Genomic DNA, 17,310 nt, shown 5'->3' with positions numbered 1-17,310 from the left:
AAATCAACATCATTAAAACCTTCGGGTAGCTGTGGTCGACGAGACATCTGTTCTAGATAATGCATGGTAATGATGCCTAAGCATAGTTGGCGGCAGCTTAAGGATTTAGAAAATGCGATTGGTATCATTCTCTGGCCATGGGGCGAGAGTATCTGCATGATAGCGAAAGTGTGGCTGTTCTTGATGAGCTGCAGCAGTCACTGGAATATCTGAAGCAACAAAACAATCCACAGTGGCAATCGTTACTGGTTCAGCTGGAATACCTGCTGAAAAATCTGGCGACTGTGGAATTACAAATGTCGTCGGTAGGGCACCCCAGTTCAGAGATGCCTGGTGAAGAGAGTATACTGGCAGATTCTGATCCACAGGGGATCAAGGCTCACCTGCTGCGGATCTGGAATGAATGCCGTCTGGACAGCCCTCTATTTCGGCACGGTCTTCGTCTGGCAACTGCGCTAACCGTAGGCTATGGGCTGATAGTGATATTGAATCTGCAACCCGGCTACTGGGTTTTGCTGACCATACTGTTTGTCTGCCAGCCCAGCTACAGCGCAACAAGGCAGAAACTTACCCAGAGGGTTCTTGGAACCCTGGCCGGTCTACTGGTCGGAATACCTCTTCTGTACCTTTTTCCGGGGCAGGAAGGTCAGCTGGTCCTGATGGTGATCAGCGGAATTCTGTTTTTTGCGTTTCGCACCGTGCGCTATGACCTGGCAACCGCCTTTATTACCTTGCTGGTGTTGTTTTGTTTTAATCAGCAGGGGATGGGCTTTGCTGTGATTATGCCTCGTCTGGGGGATACACTTCTCGGCTGTCTGCTGGCTGTCGCTGCAGTTGCTTTTATTCTGCCTGACTGGGAGTCAAAGCGGCTGAACCGGATTATGGCGTTGACCATATCCAGGCATAGGGAATATCTGGCTCAGGTCATGGAGCAGTATCAAAATGGCAAGCGGGATACTGTGGATTATCGCCTGGCTCGCCGTCATGCACACAATATGGATGCACAGCTATATGCAGCCATTATGAATATGCTCACGGAGCCGGGGCGCTATCAGCGGGCAAAGGATGAAAGTTTTCGTTTTCTGGCTCTTTCCCATGCGTTGTTGAGTTATATCTCCACACTGGGGGCACACCGCATCCGGTTGGCTGACCATATTGTTGAGGACAAGCTTCAGGAGTCGTATCTGGTTATTGATAATCACATGCAGCTGCTGGAAACCCAGCTTTCAGGGGGACAGGACAAGGATAAAATAGAGATGGTTTCCAGTCCATCAGCTGCCATTCATGGCTGGCTTGAAGAAGAGAACCCTGAAGTGAGGCTATTATTGCAGCAGTTTCAGTTGATGTTCAAAGTTATGCCGGAGATGCACACTTTGGCTCAGGTGATATCAGGTAGGTAGAGCGTCTGTGCTTATGAAATATGAGCCGTCAGGCAGATCGCATCATTCCTCTTTCTTGCAGTTGACCAGGGATTTAGCAAAGTGCTCTTCCAGAGAGCTGGCTAGCTGATCCTTGGGTACGTGGTAAATGAGAGTCGTTTTACGGATCATATTGTCAACTGGGTTAATGTATTCTGAAATCTCGATTTCATGCAGCTTATATGATGAATCCTGCATTGCTGTACTTGTTGGCATTGTGGACCTGGAGTGAAAACTGTTTGGTGTTATATTCGACACCTGCCACTTTTGGTAGCACATTGAGTTGTGAGGTGTAGCCGGGAGATGTTGCGGGTTACTGGCGGTGCAATAAGTGGCTAATACACGCGGTGGGGTTTCTGATGTTGAGAACATTCTAGCCTCCAGTGGGTAACAACTGAATACTAAGACTGCAGGATTGGAAAAGAGTTCTCTATTTTGATGAAGAGTAAAGTCAGAAAGGTCATTAGCTGAGAAGAGTTTTATATGGCACTGAATTTCAGTGCCATAAATAGGAGCAGATCAATCGCTGTCCATCATACCGTCATCCTGGAAGATGACAGACTGATCGACAGTTTCACCGTTGGTTGCACAGCCAGTCAGCAGTGTCAGCATACCGGCAAAGAAAATAACAAGAGCCTTTTTCATTTTAAGTTCCCAGCTTTCGAATATGGTGCTGATCATCGATCAAAACTTTCGAAAAGTTATTGATATTGGTCAGTCTTTTTACGATGCTGTCTGTAAAATAATCACAGACAGCACGTATTTTCACTTTCCTTACTGAGCTTTCGTCAGTTTGATCTCTGCAGGAATACCAAAGTAGCTGCTGAAGACCAGGCTGGTGCTGTCACCGCTGGTAGCAACCTTAACTTTGTCGTTCATTTCAGCCGCCTTCCATGTGCCTTTGATGGTTACTGCAATATCAATGGTTTTTGGCATGGTTTCCTTGGTCAGTCCAAGATCGGTGGTTACCGCGCTGATGGTCATTTCCGTGTCAGAAACCGGGCGGGTCATCACCATGGCCTCACGGCTGATGCTACTGACCACGCCTTCATTAAAGCTTCCACCAGTGAAGGCAACATAACCAGTTACCTGAGAGGTGTTGTCTTTAATAATATGAGCGCTGGCATCTTTACGAAGTACTTGGTAAGGCTTCTTGCCCGCTTTCATATCGTCAGCCAGTTTAGTCATGGCTTCCGGTGTGGTATCCATCAGAACCAGATACTCGTACTCAGCATCACTTGGTGCCTTACCATGATTAATCCAGGCAACCGAGAAATCACCTTCAGTTGGCTTCATGGTCTTGTCATGGCGGGATGTCTGATGCTGGCGTCGTACGTTCACCTCATCACCTTTGATGACATAGTAACCATTGTCATGGCCATCGATCAGCCAGTCGCCAGCCTTCAGGGTGGCAGCAAACGGGAACTGCTCAACTTTCTTGCCATTAACCCATAGGTCGGCAGACTTCTCTGCAATACCGTGCTGGAACAGCGTGGTTTCGGTTGAGTACTTAGATGTCCGGTTCTTGATATCGCTGCCCAGCAGGATCAGTCGGTCATCAACTGCCATTACTGACTTTCTGGCAACAAAGGAGCCATCAAAGCGGTCCAGGTGGCCCGGCGCCTTGTGTTTGAAGCCAAACAGGCCGTACTTGCCTTCCAGGTTGGAGCTGCCGCTGAAGGTTTCGCTGGAGCGCAGCATGAGCGTATGGCGAATCGGGCTGTTCAGATGTTCCAGAGGCAGGTGGATAGTCGTGGCACCCGGGTTACGGTTCCAGTCCCAGCCTTCCTGGGCAAAGCCGTATTCCGTCTGGTCACCAAATGGTTTGATCTGAACCGCACCGTGGCTCTGGTAACGACCGTAGCGGTTATCCCGATAATAGATTTCGGAAGACCAGACATCCTTGTTATAAGCCTTCAGAGTAACCATCTTGTCGTTGTAACGGTGAATACCGAAGGCTCCGCCGTTATAAGTCCAGTGGCCTTCAGGCAATGGCATTGGCTCAAGGTGTCTGCCAAAAATGTCCTGGCTTTCATCAGCTGAACGACTGGTGACTTGCAAGTAGGTGGATGCCAGTTCTTCATCCAGGCTGTCGCCTGTTTCTGGGTTACCGGTCATGGCCAGCCATTTGAAAGATTCACGGAAATCCTTCACACCGTAAGGACGGAATGGGTGACGTCCGGCCAGACCCAGACCAACAGAAGGGTTGGAGTAGTTCCATGCCGCCATCATGGCACGCTTCAGGTTGGCTCGCCCATCTGCGCTTACGGCAAACGGTGAATCCTTCAGCATATAGACCACCTGGGCAGCACCGTTAAAGGCTGGGAAAGAGTAACCCGGGTAGTTTCCATCGTGACGCCAGGCCGTACCGTCTGGACGCAAACCGTCATAATAGCCCGGAGGTGTCTGAGCCAGAGACTGATTAAAGAAATCACCAAACTTCTTCAACAGGGCGACACGTTCAACCGGGTCAGGGTTAAGCAACAGCAGCGCCAGGTGTTGACGGGCCAGGGTGTTGTAATAGTCCAGGTTGGAGCTTTCTTTGCCGGTTTCCATGCTGAAACTGGCAATGAATTCGCGGGAGTACCATACCAGGGCATCGTACACCGCCTGACGGTGGCCTGCCTCGGACAGTACTTCCGACATCATCATGGCGGAGATGTACCACCAGCGGGCACCGTATCCCCAGTGGTGGGTGGTTACCAGACCGCTACCATCAGCAAAGCCCTGATCCATCAGATGCTCAATCATCAGGAGGTACATGGCCTTGAACTCGTCCTTCTCGGTACCGGCTTCCAGGTTATTCCAATGACGCGCCATATTGAGCATCAGGGCGGAATAGTCTGCCATCAGTACATAGTCGTCCAGTAAAGCTTTGTCTTCTGGTTTCAGATGCGCTGGCTGATAGATAACCTGCTGGAACTTGGTATTAACGTGACGGCCACGCAGAGTGCCATCCTTATCCTTTTCGATCTCCAGAGCTGCAAACATTTCACGGAGTCGATCGGGATCATTAATCTTTCGCAGGCCGGTTTCATTGGCTGAGCTGGAGAATACCCGCACCAGTGCATTATGGATCTCTTCAACACCTTTCAACTCTTCCGCAGTTGGTGTCGGGAGTACATCTGGCAGATAAAAATCGATTTCAGGAACGGTGATACGGGTTTTGACATGATCGTCAGACCACTGATAACGGGCATCGTCCACAGAGAGCATGATACGGTCGATGTAGAAAGTACCTGCCTTCACGCCAGTAGGGGCACTGAAGCGAATACTGTCCATATCCGGTTTGATGCCGCCCAGCTGAGACATGTCGCCCATGCTCTCATCATCACCGCTGTCACTGATACCAAGACCTTCCATTTCACGGCCCTGGAAATCGTTTTGCAGTGAAAGGCCTACGGTACGCCAGCCCTTGAAATTCAGTTTGACTTCAAAGCCAGCATCAGCAGGCATAAACCCACCCAGACCACGACCCACATCAACGGTCAATACGTCATCAATAGGCTTTTCGTTGTAAATCCAGAAGGAGAGCACCTGTGTGCCTCGACGTCCCCAGGCCTTATAGGCTTCCTGGTCGGTAATCAGCCGAATTGGCTCAATCACACTCATGGTGGAGCCACGGGTCCAGTCCCAGCGCAGGGACTGGTCTCCGGCAATGTATCGCTTATCCGTCAGTGAAAGCGTTGAGCCGGAACCGGCATGAACGGTATCTGGAATTTGATCATCGGTGAAGGCGATGATCTTGGACTGCATAACATTAAACGGTGTCGTTTTTTCAGTTTTTGGAGCGGGCTTGGCGATTTCCAGCGCGTGAGCTGCACTGACCCCCAGCACCATGGCCACAGCAACCGACAGCTGCTTCAGTTTTCCTGGTGTCTTCATTGATGTATTACGCCAATCATTCTTTATGGAGAACCAGCCCGAAAGAAACCATGGGGCTGGTTTGCACAGATTATTTTGGATCAGCCCGCCGGAAGCAGGCTGTCAGGAGTGTTAGAAGCGCCAGTTGGCATTAGCGGTCAGGGCGATATCCTGGTAGTCACCACGGGTGTAGTAAGTCAGGCCTCCACTGACATTCATGCCGGATACCATCTCCATATCCGCACCAAGACGGGTGTAGAAGCTGTTATCACCTACGCTTTCGCCGGTCATCAGGAAGCGGCCATCATCAGCATCATTCACCAGACCAGCACTTTCCTGAATCACTTCATCGTTGCTCAGGTCGCGGTAGGCCATCATGGTCAGGGAAGGTGTCAGTGTGCCGTGCTCAGTACGGAAGCTCTGAGAAGCAACAGCACCGATACCGAACTCATTCACCACATAAGACTGGCGGTCAAAGCGGAGTGCTGCAGGTGAGCCACTCTCTTCGTAGTCTTCAACACGGATCCACTGGTAGCCGTAGGAAACCTGTGGCTGAATCATCACTTTGTTGAAATCCAGTTTGGTACCGGCAGTAATGCGGTAACCCATCTGATGGCTGGCGTAATCGGCTTCTGCCTTCTGGTTGCCCTCATAGCCGGTGCTGGCGCCAACATAGCGGGTGCTGCTGTTGTTGTGGAAGCCCATGTTGAAGCTACCGTCGACAAAGAAGCGGTCATTGAACCAGCCGGCGTAGGTCATGAACTGGTAAGACTGAACGTCCTTGGTATTGTTGCCACCGGCAATTTCTACGTCGGAGTAGGCCATGGCAGTGGACAAGCCAAACAGTTTGTTATCGTCAAACACACGGTCAAGACCAAAAGAGGCGCCCATCATGCTCAGGTCGTAGCCATTGGTTTCAGCGGCATCTTTCATCTGAGCATCGCTGTAGATCACCTGAGTCCAGCCATTCCAGCCATCGTGGCTGTTACGCAGGTAGCTCTGGTTACGCAGGTAGTTGGTACGGACATCCAGACCACGTTCCATCTGCTGAACCATGGACAGTGCAGAGCGAACCTCGCCACCTTCGGCATCAGGCGTCAGTTCGTCATTCAGTGCGGCGGTCAATTGAGCGTCATTGCCACTGCTGGACAGCAGAGCAACCAGCTCACCCATGGGGTTGGTCGCTGTTACGTTATAGGTTGCGGCTTCTTCTTCACCAGCACCGGCAGCCTGGTTGTACTGGGTCAGAGCGGTAGAAACGATGTACTCACCAGCAGCCATTTCCTGCTCACTGGCACCGCCTTCTTCCAGCAGGGCACAATACGCTTCAGTACTGCCTTCTACATCCTGAGTGACACCAACTTTAACAACAATTTCATTACCAGTGACTTCACCTGTCAAACCAGTAGTTTCATCCAGCCAGCTATCGCCAGTGAGTAATGGAGACAGGTTTTCTTCAACGCTCTCCAGAGCGTAATCAATATCTGTCCCTTTGATTTCATCGGCTTCCAGAACAGTGATCTCTTTTCCAACGATGTTATCAATATCAGCGCCGGTATACGTCATAGCGATGGTGCTACCACTCTTGAAGTCTGCAGTACCTTCAATGTCGAGAATGGTATGACCATTGGCCAGAGCTTCGTCGCCAACCACAAAGTTCAGGGTGGTGTCTGAGTTATTTGTGTAGTCTGCTTCCCACACGACGGTTTTGTCTTTGCCAACAACCGAAAGGTGGCCATGGTTCTGTATTGGGCCGGCACCAGAAATCAAATAACCATCGAATGTAGCTTTTCCTGGTATGGCGACGTTGTTCTCATCTTTTTGGCCGGTATAGGCAAAATTTATCTTATTTCCATCGGTGTTATTACCAATGATGTTTCCCTCAACAGTCCCATCAACATCAATTCGTACATGGCTATCTGCTGTAGAGAAGTCAATTGCATTAACAGCACCTTTGACTACAGAACCATTTTTAATAACTACACCACGTGAGCCTTTTACATTCCCTTTATCATCAACATAGTTATCTTTGAATCCGCCCTCAATTAAGATAGCAGTTCCATTTTCACTGATGATGTTGCTTCCTTCACTGATTTCAATGTTATATGCAAGCTGGGCATTATCACCAAGATAAATTGCTGAGGCGCCACTGCCAGTAGCGGTTATGTTATGTCCCTTAGATTTGAATACATTGTATACAACAGGATCACCATTAAGGTCTGATGGGCTTAGAAACTCAACGGCATTTCCCGTGCTAACATTGAGGTCACTGCTAAGCTCTACCTTATCTCCAGCAGTATCAATACAGATGTTCCCATTTGGGTTTGCTGGATCACAGGCTGCCATTGATGATGTTGAGTAGGCTGCAACACTCATGGCAATTGAGGCCGCTAAAAGACTTTTTTTAAATACAGCATTGGATGACATAACAACTTCCCAATAATTTATGTTCGTTTAATCTCGTAAAGCAGAGTCTTTAGCTGACGATCAGAAGTTAAAATTCAGGCCAAGTTTGAAGTACTTGGTTTTGCTGTCGTCTTTACCAGTGCTGTAGCCTTCCTTGTATTCGATATCTTCCAGGTAGTACTCACCGACCAGGCGCATCGCAGTGGTCACCGGGTAAGTGAACTGGAATGCATAGCGTGTTACTTTGCTTAACTGATCTGAGCCTTCAGGCATGCTTGGGCTGACATACCACTGTTGACGTTCACCCCAGCTGAGTGGGTAACGAACATAAGGCTGGATGCTCAGGCCATTGGCAAATTTGTGGTAGTAGTAAGCACGAGCCTGGCTGGACCAGTTACTGCCACCGACTCCCCAGTCACTGCCTTTATCAGCCAGGCGGCCAAAGTCATAAAGGGAAACGGTAATTCGGGAGTCGTTAGAGAAGTAATAACGGATACCTTCTTCGATTTCCCAGGTGTAAGCGTCGCTGTAGATGGACTCCAACGCACCACTTTTCACCGATTCGCTGGTTTCTTTCATCATCTGGAAGGACCAGTCACCCCAGAGTCCCCAGTTGCCTCCGAGGGATAGGATATGGTTCAGTTCCAGGCCATAGATGTCGGTCATCAAGCGACCGCCATTGCTGCTTTTGTAAAGGGTCTCGTCGCGGCGGATTTTAGCTTCAGGTTGAATCCAGCCATTTTCGAAACGGAAGCGGTAACCTGCGCTCAGGTCGGTACGGCTGTACCGCTGGCCATTGTCATGGTTACGCTTTCGAGTACCGATATCGAAATACCAGTTAGTGCCATCCGGGTTGATGGTCATATCCAGTCGTGGGCCGTCGTAGTTGTAGTCACTGCCGTAATCACCCACTTCATAGCTGGTGGTCAGGCTGATTTTGGCGGCATCTGCACTGGAGGCCATGGTCATGGCAGTCAGGCCAGCGAGAACGCTGTAACCAATAGACTGGATTCCGGATTTCATTTTCATGCTATTTCGAGAGGCCTGTTATAAATTGAAAATATTTTGCAGGCTATAATACTTACGAATCCTTTCCTTATGTTGATTTGTGTCAAGAAGGGGTAAGGAATGCGTTTAAAAAGAGAGCAAAAAGAAGGGTTTTGTTTATGCGTACTATTATTTGAAAGATTTTGTGTTTTTGTTTTTTTTCTTTTGTGGGCTCACCGATGATTGATGAGCCCTGGTTTCATTATCTTCTGTTTTTATCGGCTGATGGTTTCTGCCAGGTTGATCAGCACATTACGCAGCAGTGTCAGGCGAGGCTCGATGGAGTCCAGAACCAGAAACTCGTTACGGCTGTGCATGGCTCCACCAATAGGGCCCAGGCCATCAATAGTGGGCACGCCAAGCGAGCCTGTCAGGTTGGCATCGGAACCACCACCTACTGCCTGCCAGGTAATGTTCAGTCCCATATCCTGCCCGGTCTTTTCAATCAGGGCCATCAGCTTTTCACTGCCCTCATTCGGGGTAAATGCCGGTTTGTGGGCTTCACGGGTCAACTCAATTTTAATGCCACGCAGTGACGGATTTTCCAGCATGTGCTGGATCTTCTTTTCCAGACGGGCGTAGTCATCGTTATCCCAGAAACGGATATCCAGGACAGTGGACGCGTAGTCAGGCACGACGTTACCGGCAGAACCGCCCTTAACAACACCAAAGTTCAGTGTGGTACCAATTTCAAAGTTGGTTTCCTGGTTCAGTATGGTGATCCAGTGCGCCAGTTCAGTTATAGCGGAAATACCTTTTTCAGGTTCATTACCAGCGTGAGCCGCTTTGCCATTGAACTCAACTTTGTAAGAGGCCATGCCTTTACGGGCTTTAACCAGAGAACCATCAGCACGTGCTGCTTCGGCCACCAGTACATAACGGCTCTTACTGGCAATGCTCTTGAGCCAGTCACCGGAGTAAATTGAACCGATCTCTTCATCCGGGTTCATGCAGACACAGATGCTCAGGCGATCAGCGACATCTTCTGGCAGCTGGCTGATGGCCTTAAACATATTCAGCTGGCCGGATTTCATATCGGCAACGCCTGGGCCGTAGGCTTTTTCACCATCATGGGTCAGGGACCATTCAGCCACCGTTCCTTCCGGGAACACAGTATCCAGGTGTCCGATCAGCATGATGTCGTATTCTTCGGCGTCCGGCTTATTGGTCGCCAGCAGGCCCGGGCCTACTTTTTCATCAAAGGTGTGACGGGTTACCTGCCAGCCAAGGCTCTGGTATTTCTCGGTCATGATATCAGCAATCTTGCTGACACCAGCGGGTGTCCAGGTACCACAATCGACGTTAATCAGTGGCTTCAGTTCTTCCAGATACTGGTCCAGATTGAAGTGTTGATCACTCATGATGGCTTCACTTTCCTGTTTTTGGGTTAGGTCGCTTACCGGAACAGAGACAGCGGGGACGATCATCATGAATATACCCATCGCCTTTCAAGCTGCTACTTTGTTGGCAGCATTCGCTCACCATGGTCACATAGTATTCCTATGCTCCCATGGCTTCGCTCATTTGCCGCCGCGTAGCAACGTAAAATCCATTGGGTATAAGCCGCTGGCTTTTCTGGCAAAGCTCAATTTATGATCTTTGTATCAAATGCAGAGGCGGTTGTACGTACGTTTAGGTAGAATTCCTGATCAGTATTTACCGTTCATTAGCAACAGTTAGAGAAGCGCTGAAAACATGAAATTGTACGCAAGGCAACAGGGGCAGGGCGCGGATGTCATCAGCCTTCATGGCCTGTTTGGCTCTCAGGAAAACCTGGGGATGATTAACCGGGGGCTTGCTGAATCATTTCGTGTTCATGGGCTGGATCTTCGAAATCATGGTCGTTCTCCTCATGGTGAGGCGATGAACTATCAGGCCATGGCCGAAGATGTTCTGGAATATATGGACGAACAGCAACTGGAAAAAGCCCATCTGGTTGGTCACTCCATGGGGGGTAAGGTGGCGATGACCATTGCGCTGATGGCCCCGGAGCGTGTTACAAAGCTGGCGGTGATTGATATTGCGCCGGTGACTTATCAGGAAAGGCGGCACGACAGTATTCTTGAAGGGTTGTCGTCCATGCCTTTGGATACGCTGACAAGCCGCACTGAAGCGGATCGTTTTCTGGAAACCTATGAGCCGGAAAAAGGGGTGCGTCAGTTTCTGCTGAAAAATCTCTATCGTGATGAGCAGGGAGCCTATCACTGGCGGGTGAACCTTCCTGCGATCATTACCCATTACATGGAAATCCTTGCCGGGCAGCAGTCTGATACCGGTTTTGCCAGTGATACCCTGTTTATTAAGGGAGGTGAGTCTGACTACATCTTGCCAGAGCATCGTGAGCAGGTGCTGTCACTCTTTCCATCGGCATCTATGCGGGTGATACCGGGAGCTGGCCACTGGGTTCATGCCCAGAAACCAGAGCTGGTGACACGAATGGTGTTACGATTTCTTGGGTGAGGTTCTCAAGCCACAAAGTTCCGCCGGTGTTGTCGGGAACATTCACCGGCGGTCTTAGTGGTTAGGAAAGTCTGTTACACCGCATCTGGCTGGTTTTCTGGTGCTGCATCAATAAACGCTGGCTGCATATTACAGTGCTTGTAGATTTCATGGATTCTGGGGAAATCTGTCATTTCCACCTTAAAACGCAGGGCGTTAAATACCTGTGGTACAAGGCATATGTCGGCTATAGAGGGCTGTTCCGAGCAGCAGAAAGGCTGGTCATCCAGCTGGGCTTCTAACGCGGTAAAGCCAGTGTGAATCCAGTGCTTATACCACTGTGTTTTGGCATCATCACTCACCGCCAGTTCCTGCTGCAGGTATTTCAGTACCCGGAGGTTATTGACAGGGTGTATGTCACAGCTGACCTGATAGGCGAGACTGCGCAGCTGGGCTTTTTTCCATGAATCTCCGGGAATGATGGAGCGTTCCGGGAAGGTCTCCTCCAACCACTCAATGATCGCCAGAGACTGGATGAGAATTCCTTTATCAGTGGTTAATGTGGGTACCAGCCCCTGAGGATTGATTTTTTTGTAATCCTCCGAGTTCTGCTCACCTTTCAACAGGTTGATGCCCGATTGTTGATAATCAAGCTCTTTCAGGTTCAGAGCAATCCGCACCCGATATGCAGCCGATGAGCGGAAATAGCCGTAGAGTTTCATCGTATTTATTCTCCAATATCCGTCCGGGCAGGCAGAATGGTTGCCTGTACTTCGCCGAAGCCGATACGGGCATGTCCGGCTTTTTCACACCAGCCTTTGAAAATGACAGTATCTCCATCTTCAAGGAATGTTCTTGTTTCACCATTGGGCAGGGACAGCGGTTTTTTTCCACCCTGGGAAAGTTCCAGCAGTGAACCCGCTTCTTCCGGTCTGGGGCCTGACTGCGTACCGCTGCCAAATAGATCGCCGGGCTGGAGGTTACAGCCATTCACAGTATGGTGAGCCACCATCTGGTTGATGGTCCAGTACGAGTGACGGAAGCTGGATTGTGACAGTTTCGCAGGTGTGTCTCCTTCCTGATCCATCTGTTTGGTCAGCAGGTGAGCAGAAAGCTGAATATCAATGGAGCCCTGCTGCCGGTTTTTCTGGGAGTCAAGGTAAGGCAGTGGCTGCGGATCACTGGCGGGGCGATCAAAGCTGGTAAGGTAAGGCACCAGTGCTTCCAGAGTGACAATCCAGGGGGAAACGGTGGAAGCAAAACTCTTGGATAAAAATGGCCCCAGAGGCTGGTACTCCCAGGCCTGAATATCCCGGGCGGACCAGTCATTAAACAGGCAGAGACCAAATACGTGCTGGTCGGCCTGATCCAGCTTTATCGGTTCTCCCAGGGCATTGCCAGAGCCAATGAAAATACCCATTTCCAGTTCATAATCAAGCCGCTTACAGGGACCGAAGGAGGGGATTTCGGCATCGGGAGCTTTGGTCTGGCCAGAGGGGCGGTGAAAATCCTGACCAGATACATCAACAGAAGATGCACGACCATGGTAACCAATGGGCACCCACTTGTAGTTGGGCAGTAATGGATTATCGGGTCTGAACAGTGAACCAACACTGGTGGCATGATAGATGGACGTGTAAAAATCGGTGTAATCGCCGATCTGGCAGGGCAGTTGGTATTCAACTGTATCCATATCAACCAGGCATCGCGACAGTTCAGCCTCTTCTGCGGCCCCTTTGCACAGGGCTCTGGATAAAGCTCGTCTTAATGACGACCAGTGCTCAATACCCAGCCCCATAAATCGGTTCAGTGTTTCATCGCAGCAGGCTTCCAGAGCCTCCCAGTCTTTCCCCGAAGCAACGCTGGTCTGGGAAACAGCAGAAAGATCCAGAACCTGATCGCCAATGGCTACACCTGCTCGAAAAGATTCACCACTGTCTTTACGTCTGAAGATAGCAAACGGCAGGTTTTGAATAGGAAAGTCACTGTTTTTGTTATTGGCCGATGCAACCCAGCTGGTCAGGTTTACATCATGTGTTTCATTAAGTGTCAGCATGATGAGCTCTATGTCTCCGGCGTAAGTTAGAAAAACGACAAGTTTCTTATTCTGTGCTCTTATCGGTTGAAGTGTTTCTTGAGTCCTTTCCAGCAATCAATATAGTCGGTTTGGCGGGCATTACTTTCCAGCGCAAACCGGGTTGGTGCAAAGACAAAGCGGGACTCAAACATAAAGGCCATAGTGTCTTTGTATCGCACAGGCTCAAGCTCTGCTGAGCTGGCTTTTTCAAACACTTCGGCTTCAGGGCCGTGGGGGCTCATGCAGTTATGGAGACTGGCACCACCAGGAACAAACCCTTTTTCCTTGGCATCGTAAACGCCATGAATCAGCCCCATAAATTCACTCATGACATTTCTGTGATACCAGGGAGGACGGAATGTGTTCTCAGCCACCATCCAGCGGGGAGGGAAGATAACAAAGTCGATATTGGCAACCCCGGGGGTATCACTCTGGGAGGTCAATACGGTGAAGATGGATGGGTCTGGGTGGTCGAAGCTGACGGTGTTGATAACATTGAAGCGGGACAGGTCATATTTATAGGGGGCTGAAGTGCCCACCCAGGCAACGACATCCAGGGGAGAATGATCCAGGCTGCAGCGGAAGAGGTTTCCTCCAAACTTGGCCACCAGTTCAAACTCTCCGTCAATATCTTCAAAGCAGGCGACTGGATAATGGAAGTCCCGATCATTGGCATAACCATTGGCTCCAACAGGTCCTCGTTCTGGAAGAATAAATGGCGCACCGTAATTTTCACAGATATAGCCTCTGGCCTTACCTTCTGGAAGTTGAACCTGAAATTTGATTCCTCTGGGAATGACCAGAATTTCACCGGGGGGAACATGCAGGTTGCCCAGCTCTGTTCGTGCCAGAATAGCCCCCTGCTGAGGTACGATCAGCAGCTCACCATCGGCGTTATAAAAGAAGCGGTCTGTCATATCCTGAGTTGCCAGGTACATGTGCACGGCCGAACCTGCCTGAGTGTGCAGATTGCCATTGGCCGCCATGGTGACAAGACCATCAACAAAATCGGTTTCTTTTTCAGGAAACTCAAGAGCATCCCAGCGCATCATATCCGGAGGAGCTGGTACCTCAGTCACAGGGCCAGAGCGAAGCCGGTCGGATGCTATTGGCTCATACCTGCCCTGGGCCGCTGAAGGCCGAATCCGGTACATCCAGGTTCTTCTGTTCTGATGTCGTGGTGCTGTGAATGCGGTAGTGGAGAACTGCTCTGCATAGAGCCCCATGGGCACTCGTTGCGGGTTGAATTGCCCGATGGGGAGGGCACCCTCCAGAGCTTCGGTTTCATGTTCGTTACCAAAACCATGGAGGTATTGGAGTTCGGAAGGTGTTGTCATTCGTCATTACCCCATAATCGTAAAATCGATTTCTGATCAGCAAAGAACACTTCTGGCAGTTAGGCCGTAATAGAGTATGAAACACATGAGCAGGCTTCATTGAAATAGCCGCACTAAAATTGGCTGTAACAGTAAAGTCATAATGTCTGTGTGCTTCTACAACAACCTCTGACGATTCCTGACACTGGTTTTATTGTTGTTATGCCTTATTTATGAACTATTTCTACTGACTATGTCCAATGGCATGACTACTGCTGCAAGGTTCAGTTAACTCTCAGGCCATAGTTATGACCAATAACTGCTAGGCAATAACAATTAGTGAGTACCGTGTGAGAATCGCTTAAAGCCATATTATTAAGTGACTAATTGAAATGAGAGTGTAGCTGGTATTTCACGTTCAACAGCGATGAGGTGGACTTCTCACTGCTGATGATTGAAATTGACTGGCTATCTGTCTATCGAACTGTCCGTGGCTCTAAGTCCATATGATTGGTAAGGACTTTGTGGTCGTTTCATAAATAAAAAATGCCACAGTGTAAGTGGCATTTTTGGTTGGCAGGATGAGTCAGATTCGGGGTTTGTAGTCAGGATTATCTAAATCTTCATAAAAATCTAGTTCTTGATAACGTTCTGAAATACTCTTCCTTAGCTTACTCTTTTCAAAGTAGTCTTCGATTCCCTCTCGTATGGCAGATGATTCTAACCCCTTGTGCCTTGCTTTCCGCGCTTTGGCTTTTTTGTGTTCATGATTGCTGTTCCAGAAAGCATCGTCCCATTCATCCTGTTGCATGGACCTTATCCTGGTCATAACTACTTCCTTATTTCTACTGCTCTTAATAATAAATCTAGAAAAGGATAAGGGGCTGTTTAATAAGAAATGGTTATATTTGGAGAAACTGTTAATTCTGGAAGGTTTTTTAGGGCACGGGTTTTGTGGTAGGTATGGTGGATAAGGTGTTTAATTTGCTGTTTTATAAGGGAAAGTCGATACCCTCTCTTTGGTTGCTCTGAAAGGAAGCTTTTGATAAAGGTGCAACCTGTCAGTAACCGTTTGATTTGATATCAACTTTCATGGGCTCTTCACGAACTCTTACAATGCGGCTCTCTAACTGGCCATCCGGAAAAAGATCAAGCACACGGAATCCGGGCTGCCTGGTATCTGCAAGAAATTTGTCAGAGCCGGGAGCAAACTGGACACAGGTTGAGGGGGTTGCCATCACGGGAATATCACAGAATTGATACTTTCTGGCCTGGTGTACATGGCCGTGAATTATGCCACGGATATTGTCGTGATGGGTGATAATCCGGGCAAGATCATCCGGGTTTTCCAGCATGATCTGATCCATCCATCGACTGTTGATTGGCGCAGGGTGATGATGGAGAGCCAGGAGTGTATGTCTGTCCGGATCCTGTTTCAAACAGGTATCCAGCAGTTCCAGTTCAGTTTCATTGAGGTATCCGTGTATTTTACCCTCGACCTGAGTGTTCAACAGTACTATCTGCCAGTCACCCAGAATAACCTGCTTTTGCATCGCAGACGGATTTACAGCCTCCATAAGATGGGGCTGGTCATGATTGCCCCGCAACCAGTAGCTGGGAGCCTGTATTTTTAACAGTTTTTCTTTCAGGTGTTGATAGGAAGCTTCACTGTCATCCTGAGTCAGGTCTCCGGTCACCAGAAGGCATGCCATTTCCTGATAGTCACTCTGTATCTTTGCAAGTACCTCATCCAGCGTTTCAGAGGTGTTTATCCCCATTAGTGTAGAGCTGGGGTCAGCAAAGAGGTGAGGATCTGTAATTTGCAGAACTCGAATTCTGGCGGTGTTCATAGTCTGTTTTTATCAGTGTTATCGTTATCCAACCTGAATGGTGCCTCATCCATGGGGACTGAAGAATATGATGTTTCAGGCTACTGGTTTCCTGTGTCAGGCCTTTGACATCAAGCTTGATCGCAGAGGTGTCATAATAGCCCGTAAAATCAAGATTGAAAATGGAGTGATGCCAGTTTTGGGAAGCAGGAGGCTTTTTTTGACATGAGCGTTACCTCCTTTCTGAATGGTCTACTGATTTTAGTTGGTTAACTGTTTTTTTTTTTGCAGAACGGCTTATGCTGCCCATGGTTATTTTGTGTCAAGCAATTCTGATGTTCAGAGTACATTTCGAAACGTCACTGCTCCTGTGTTTTTATTAATAAACGTCACTTATCGTAAATTAGTAATAACTGCTTTTGCTTAAACGACAGCTAATGCTTTTACAGCCTGCTTTCCTTAAATTTACCATCCTTTAACACAAACGTACGATGGTTCACCTATTCTGGTTATTGTCTGGAGGAAGAACAGGCTGAAATGAAAAACGGAAAGGAGGTTGATTTCATTTTTACAGGAGATAGAGCAATGAACAAGTTTCTTACCAATGACAATAATTTTGTCAGAGCGTGTGGCGGTGGAACTGTCGGGTATTGTGTGGCTGTCGCCATTGACAGAGAAGAAGGATTGGTCGGTGTGCGTGACACTAAAGATAATCACAAGCATACACTGGTATTTAACAGCGAAGAGTGGCAACACTTTATTGCAGCCATTAAAGCCGGTGAGTTTGAGGGTGCTCTCTCTGAATGATTGAAACAATAGTGCTCTATTTTCACAGCTACTATGGGAACACCACTCATAATAGTTAACTGTCATGCCCGCTTCTGTTATTTCCAGCTCTACCAAAAGCATCGTTT

General features: G+C 48.9%; 14 protein-coding genes. 3 read left to right on the top strand and 11 right to left on the bottom strand.

Annotation, left to right across the window (positions count from 1 at the left end; genetic code table 11):
• Window positions 1–137: 137 nt before the first annotated feature.
• Window positions 138–1,400, top strand: coding sequence for a YccS family putative transporter (yccS, locus tag AK963_RS15995; RefSeq protein ID WP_274520527.1), 1,263 nt, complete (start codon window positions 138–140; stop codon window positions 1,398–1,400).
• 42 nt (window positions 1,401–1,442) lie between these two features.
• Here the strand turns inward: yccS and AK963_RS33315 are convergent, their stop codons facing one another.
• The 6 genes from AK963_RS33315 to AK963_RS15975 all read right to left on the bottom strand — a co-directional run bounded on the left by AK963_RS33315 (window position 1,443) and on the right by AK963_RS15975 (window position 10,165).
• Window positions 1,443–1,616: a hypothetical protein gene (locus AK963_RS33315; protein WP_175404542.1), complete on the bottom strand. Its 174-nt coding sequence runs from the start codon at window positions 1,614–1,616 to the stop codon at window positions 1,443–1,445.
• Window positions 1,617–1,937: 321 nt separating this feature from the next.
• The gene (locus tag AK963_RS36645) at window positions 1,938–2,063 is read right to left on the bottom strand and encodes a hypothetical protein (RefSeq protein WP_020580743.1); all 126 of its coding nucleotides are present in this window, start codon (window positions 2,061–2,063) and stop codon (window positions 1,938–1,940) included.
• Between the two features lie 129 nt (window positions 2,064–2,192).
• Window positions 2,193–5,303, bottom strand: coding sequence for a chondroitinase family polysaccharide lyase (locus AK963_RS15990; protein WP_066016445.1), 3,111 nt, complete (start codon window positions 5,301–5,303; stop codon window positions 2,193–2,195).
• Window positions 5,304–5,414: 111 nt separating this feature from the next.
• On the bottom strand, window positions 5,415–7,709 hold the full coding sequence (locus AK963_RS15985; protein ID WP_066016444.1) for an autotransporter family protein: 2,295 nt from the start codon (window positions 7,707–7,709) through the stop codon (window positions 5,415–5,417).
• Between the two features lie 60 nt (window positions 7,710–7,769).
• Window positions 7,770–8,717 carry a hypothetical protein gene (locus tag AK963_RS15980; RefSeq protein ID WP_066016443.1) on the bottom strand — a complete coding sequence of 316 codons (948 nt, stop codon included), beginning with the start codon at window positions 8,715–8,717 and terminating at the stop codon, window positions 7,770–7,772.
• Window positions 8,718–8,950: 233 nt separating this feature from the next.
• Window positions 8,951–10,165 carry a M20 family metallopeptidase gene (locus AK963_RS15975; RefSeq protein ID WP_202969797.1) on the bottom strand — a complete coding sequence of 405 codons (1,215 nt, stop codon included), beginning with the start codon at window positions 10,163–10,165 and terminating at the stop codon, window positions 8,951–8,953.
• 265 nt (window positions 10,166–10,430) lie between these two features.
• On the opposite strand from AK963_RS15975, the gene AK963_RS15970 reads away from it, so the two are divergent.
• Complete coding sequence (locus AK963_RS15970; protein WP_066016442.1) at window positions 10,431–11,195, top strand: alpha/beta fold hydrolase; 765 nt, start codon at window positions 10,431–10,433, stop codon at window positions 11,193–11,195.
• A 74-nt stretch (window positions 11,196–11,269) separates the two neighbouring features.
• Here AK963_RS15970 and maiA read toward each other — a convergent pair whose 3' ends face one another.
• From maiA to cpdA, 5 genes are all read right to left on the bottom strand, one after another.
• The gene (maiA, locus tag AK963_RS15965) at window positions 11,270–11,896 is read right to left on the bottom strand and encodes a maleylacetoacetate isomerase (RefSeq protein ID WP_066016441.1); all 627 of its coding nucleotides are present in this window, start codon (window positions 11,894–11,896) and stop codon (window positions 11,270–11,272) included.
• A 5-nt stretch (window positions 11,897–11,901) separates the two neighbouring features.
• Window positions 11,902–13,230 (bottom strand): fumarylacetoacetase, encoded by a 1,329-nt coding sequence (fahA, locus tag AK963_RS15960; RefSeq protein WP_066016440.1) that lies wholly within the window; start codon window positions 13,228–13,230, stop codon window positions 11,902–11,904.
• 59 nt (window positions 13,231–13,289) lie between these two features.
• The gene (gene hmgA / locus AK963_RS15955; protein WP_066016439.1) at window positions 13,290–14,588 is read right to left on the bottom strand and encodes a homogentisate 1,2-dioxygenase; all 1,299 of its coding nucleotides are present in this window, start codon (window positions 14,586–14,588) and stop codon (window positions 13,290–13,292) included.
• Window positions 14,589–15,153: 565 nt separating this feature from the next.
• On the bottom strand, window positions 15,154–15,378 hold the full coding sequence (locus tag AK963_RS15950; protein ID WP_066016438.1) for a hypothetical protein: 225 nt from the start codon (window positions 15,376–15,378) through the stop codon (window positions 15,154–15,156).
• 250 nt (window positions 15,379–15,628) lie between these two features.
• The gene (cpdA, locus tag AK963_RS15945) at window positions 15,629–16,417 is read right to left on the bottom strand and encodes a 3',5'-cyclic-AMP phosphodiesterase (RefSeq protein WP_066016437.1); all 789 of its coding nucleotides are present in this window, start codon (window positions 16,415–16,417) and stop codon (window positions 15,629–15,631) included.
• A gap of 564 nt (window positions 16,418–16,981) precedes the next feature.
• On the opposite strand from cpdA, the gene AK963_RS15940 reads away from it, so the two are divergent.
• Entirely contained in the window at window positions 16,982–17,203 is a 222-nt protein-coding gene (locus tag AK963_RS15940) for a DUF397 domain-containing protein (RefSeq protein ID WP_066016446.1), read from the top strand.
• The last annotated feature ends 107 nt before the right edge of the window (window positions 17,204–17,310 follow it).

Source organism: Endozoicomonas atrinae (genome assembly GCF_001647025.1).
GTDB lineage: Bacteria > Pseudomonadota > Gammaproteobacteria > Pseudomonadales > Endozoicomonadaceae > Endozoicomonas > Endozoicomonas atrinae.
This window is presented reverse-complemented; position numbering and strand designations above follow the sequence as displayed.

Excerpts from the sequence above, each read along its gene's own strand:
- yccS (WP_274520527.1), top strand. The coding sequence starts at position 138 with ATGGGGCGAGAGTATCTGCATGATAGCGAAAGTGTGGCTGTTCTTGAT.
- AK963_RS33315 (WP_175404542.1), bottom strand. The coding sequence starts at position 1,616 with ATGCAGGATTCATCATATAAGCTGCATGAAATCGAGATTTCAGAATAC.
- AK963_RS36645 (WP_020580743.1), bottom strand. The coding sequence starts at position 2,063 with ATGAAAAAGGCTCTTGTTATTTTCTTTGCCGGTATGCTGACACTGCTG.
- AK963_RS15990 (WP_066016445.1), bottom strand. The coding sequence starts at position 5,303 with ATGAAGACACCAGGAAAACTGAAGCAGCTGTCGGTTGCTGTGGCCATG.
- AK963_RS15985 (WP_066016444.1), bottom strand. The coding sequence starts at position 7,709 with ATGTCATCCAATGCTGTATTTAAAAAAAGTCTTTTAGCGGCCTCAATT.
- AK963_RS15980 (WP_066016443.1), bottom strand. The coding sequence starts at position 8,717 with ATGAAAATGAAATCCGGAATCCAGTCTATTGGTTACAGCGTTCTCGCT.
- AK963_RS15975 (WP_202969797.1), bottom strand. The coding sequence starts at position 10,165 with ATGATGATCGTCCCCGCTGTCTCTGTTCCGGTAAGCGACCTAACCCAA.
- AK963_RS15970 (WP_066016442.1), top strand. The coding sequence starts at position 10,431 with ATGAAATTGTACGCAAGGCAACAGGGGCAGGGCGCGGATGTCATCAGC.
- maiA (WP_066016441.1), bottom strand. The coding sequence starts at position 11,896 with ATGAAACTCTACGGCTATTTCCGCTCATCGGCTGCATATCGGGTGCGG.
- fahA (WP_066016440.1), bottom strand. The coding sequence starts at position 13,230 with ATGCTGACACTTAATGAAACACATGATGTAAACCTGACCAGCTGGGTT.
- hmgA (WP_066016439.1), bottom strand. The coding sequence starts at position 14,588 with ATGACAACACCTTCCGAACTCCAATACCTCCATGGTTTTGGTAACGAA.
- AK963_RS15950 (WP_066016438.1), bottom strand. The coding sequence starts at position 15,378 with ATGCAACAGGATGAATGGGACGATGCTTTCTGGAACAGCAATCATGAA.
- cpdA (WP_066016437.1), bottom strand. The coding sequence starts at position 16,417 with ATGAACACCGCCAGAATTCGAGTTCTGCAAATTACAGATCCTCACCTC.
- AK963_RS15940 (WP_066016446.1), top strand. The coding sequence starts at position 16,982 with ATGAACAAGTTTCTTACCAATGACAATAATTTTGTCAGAGCGTGTGGC.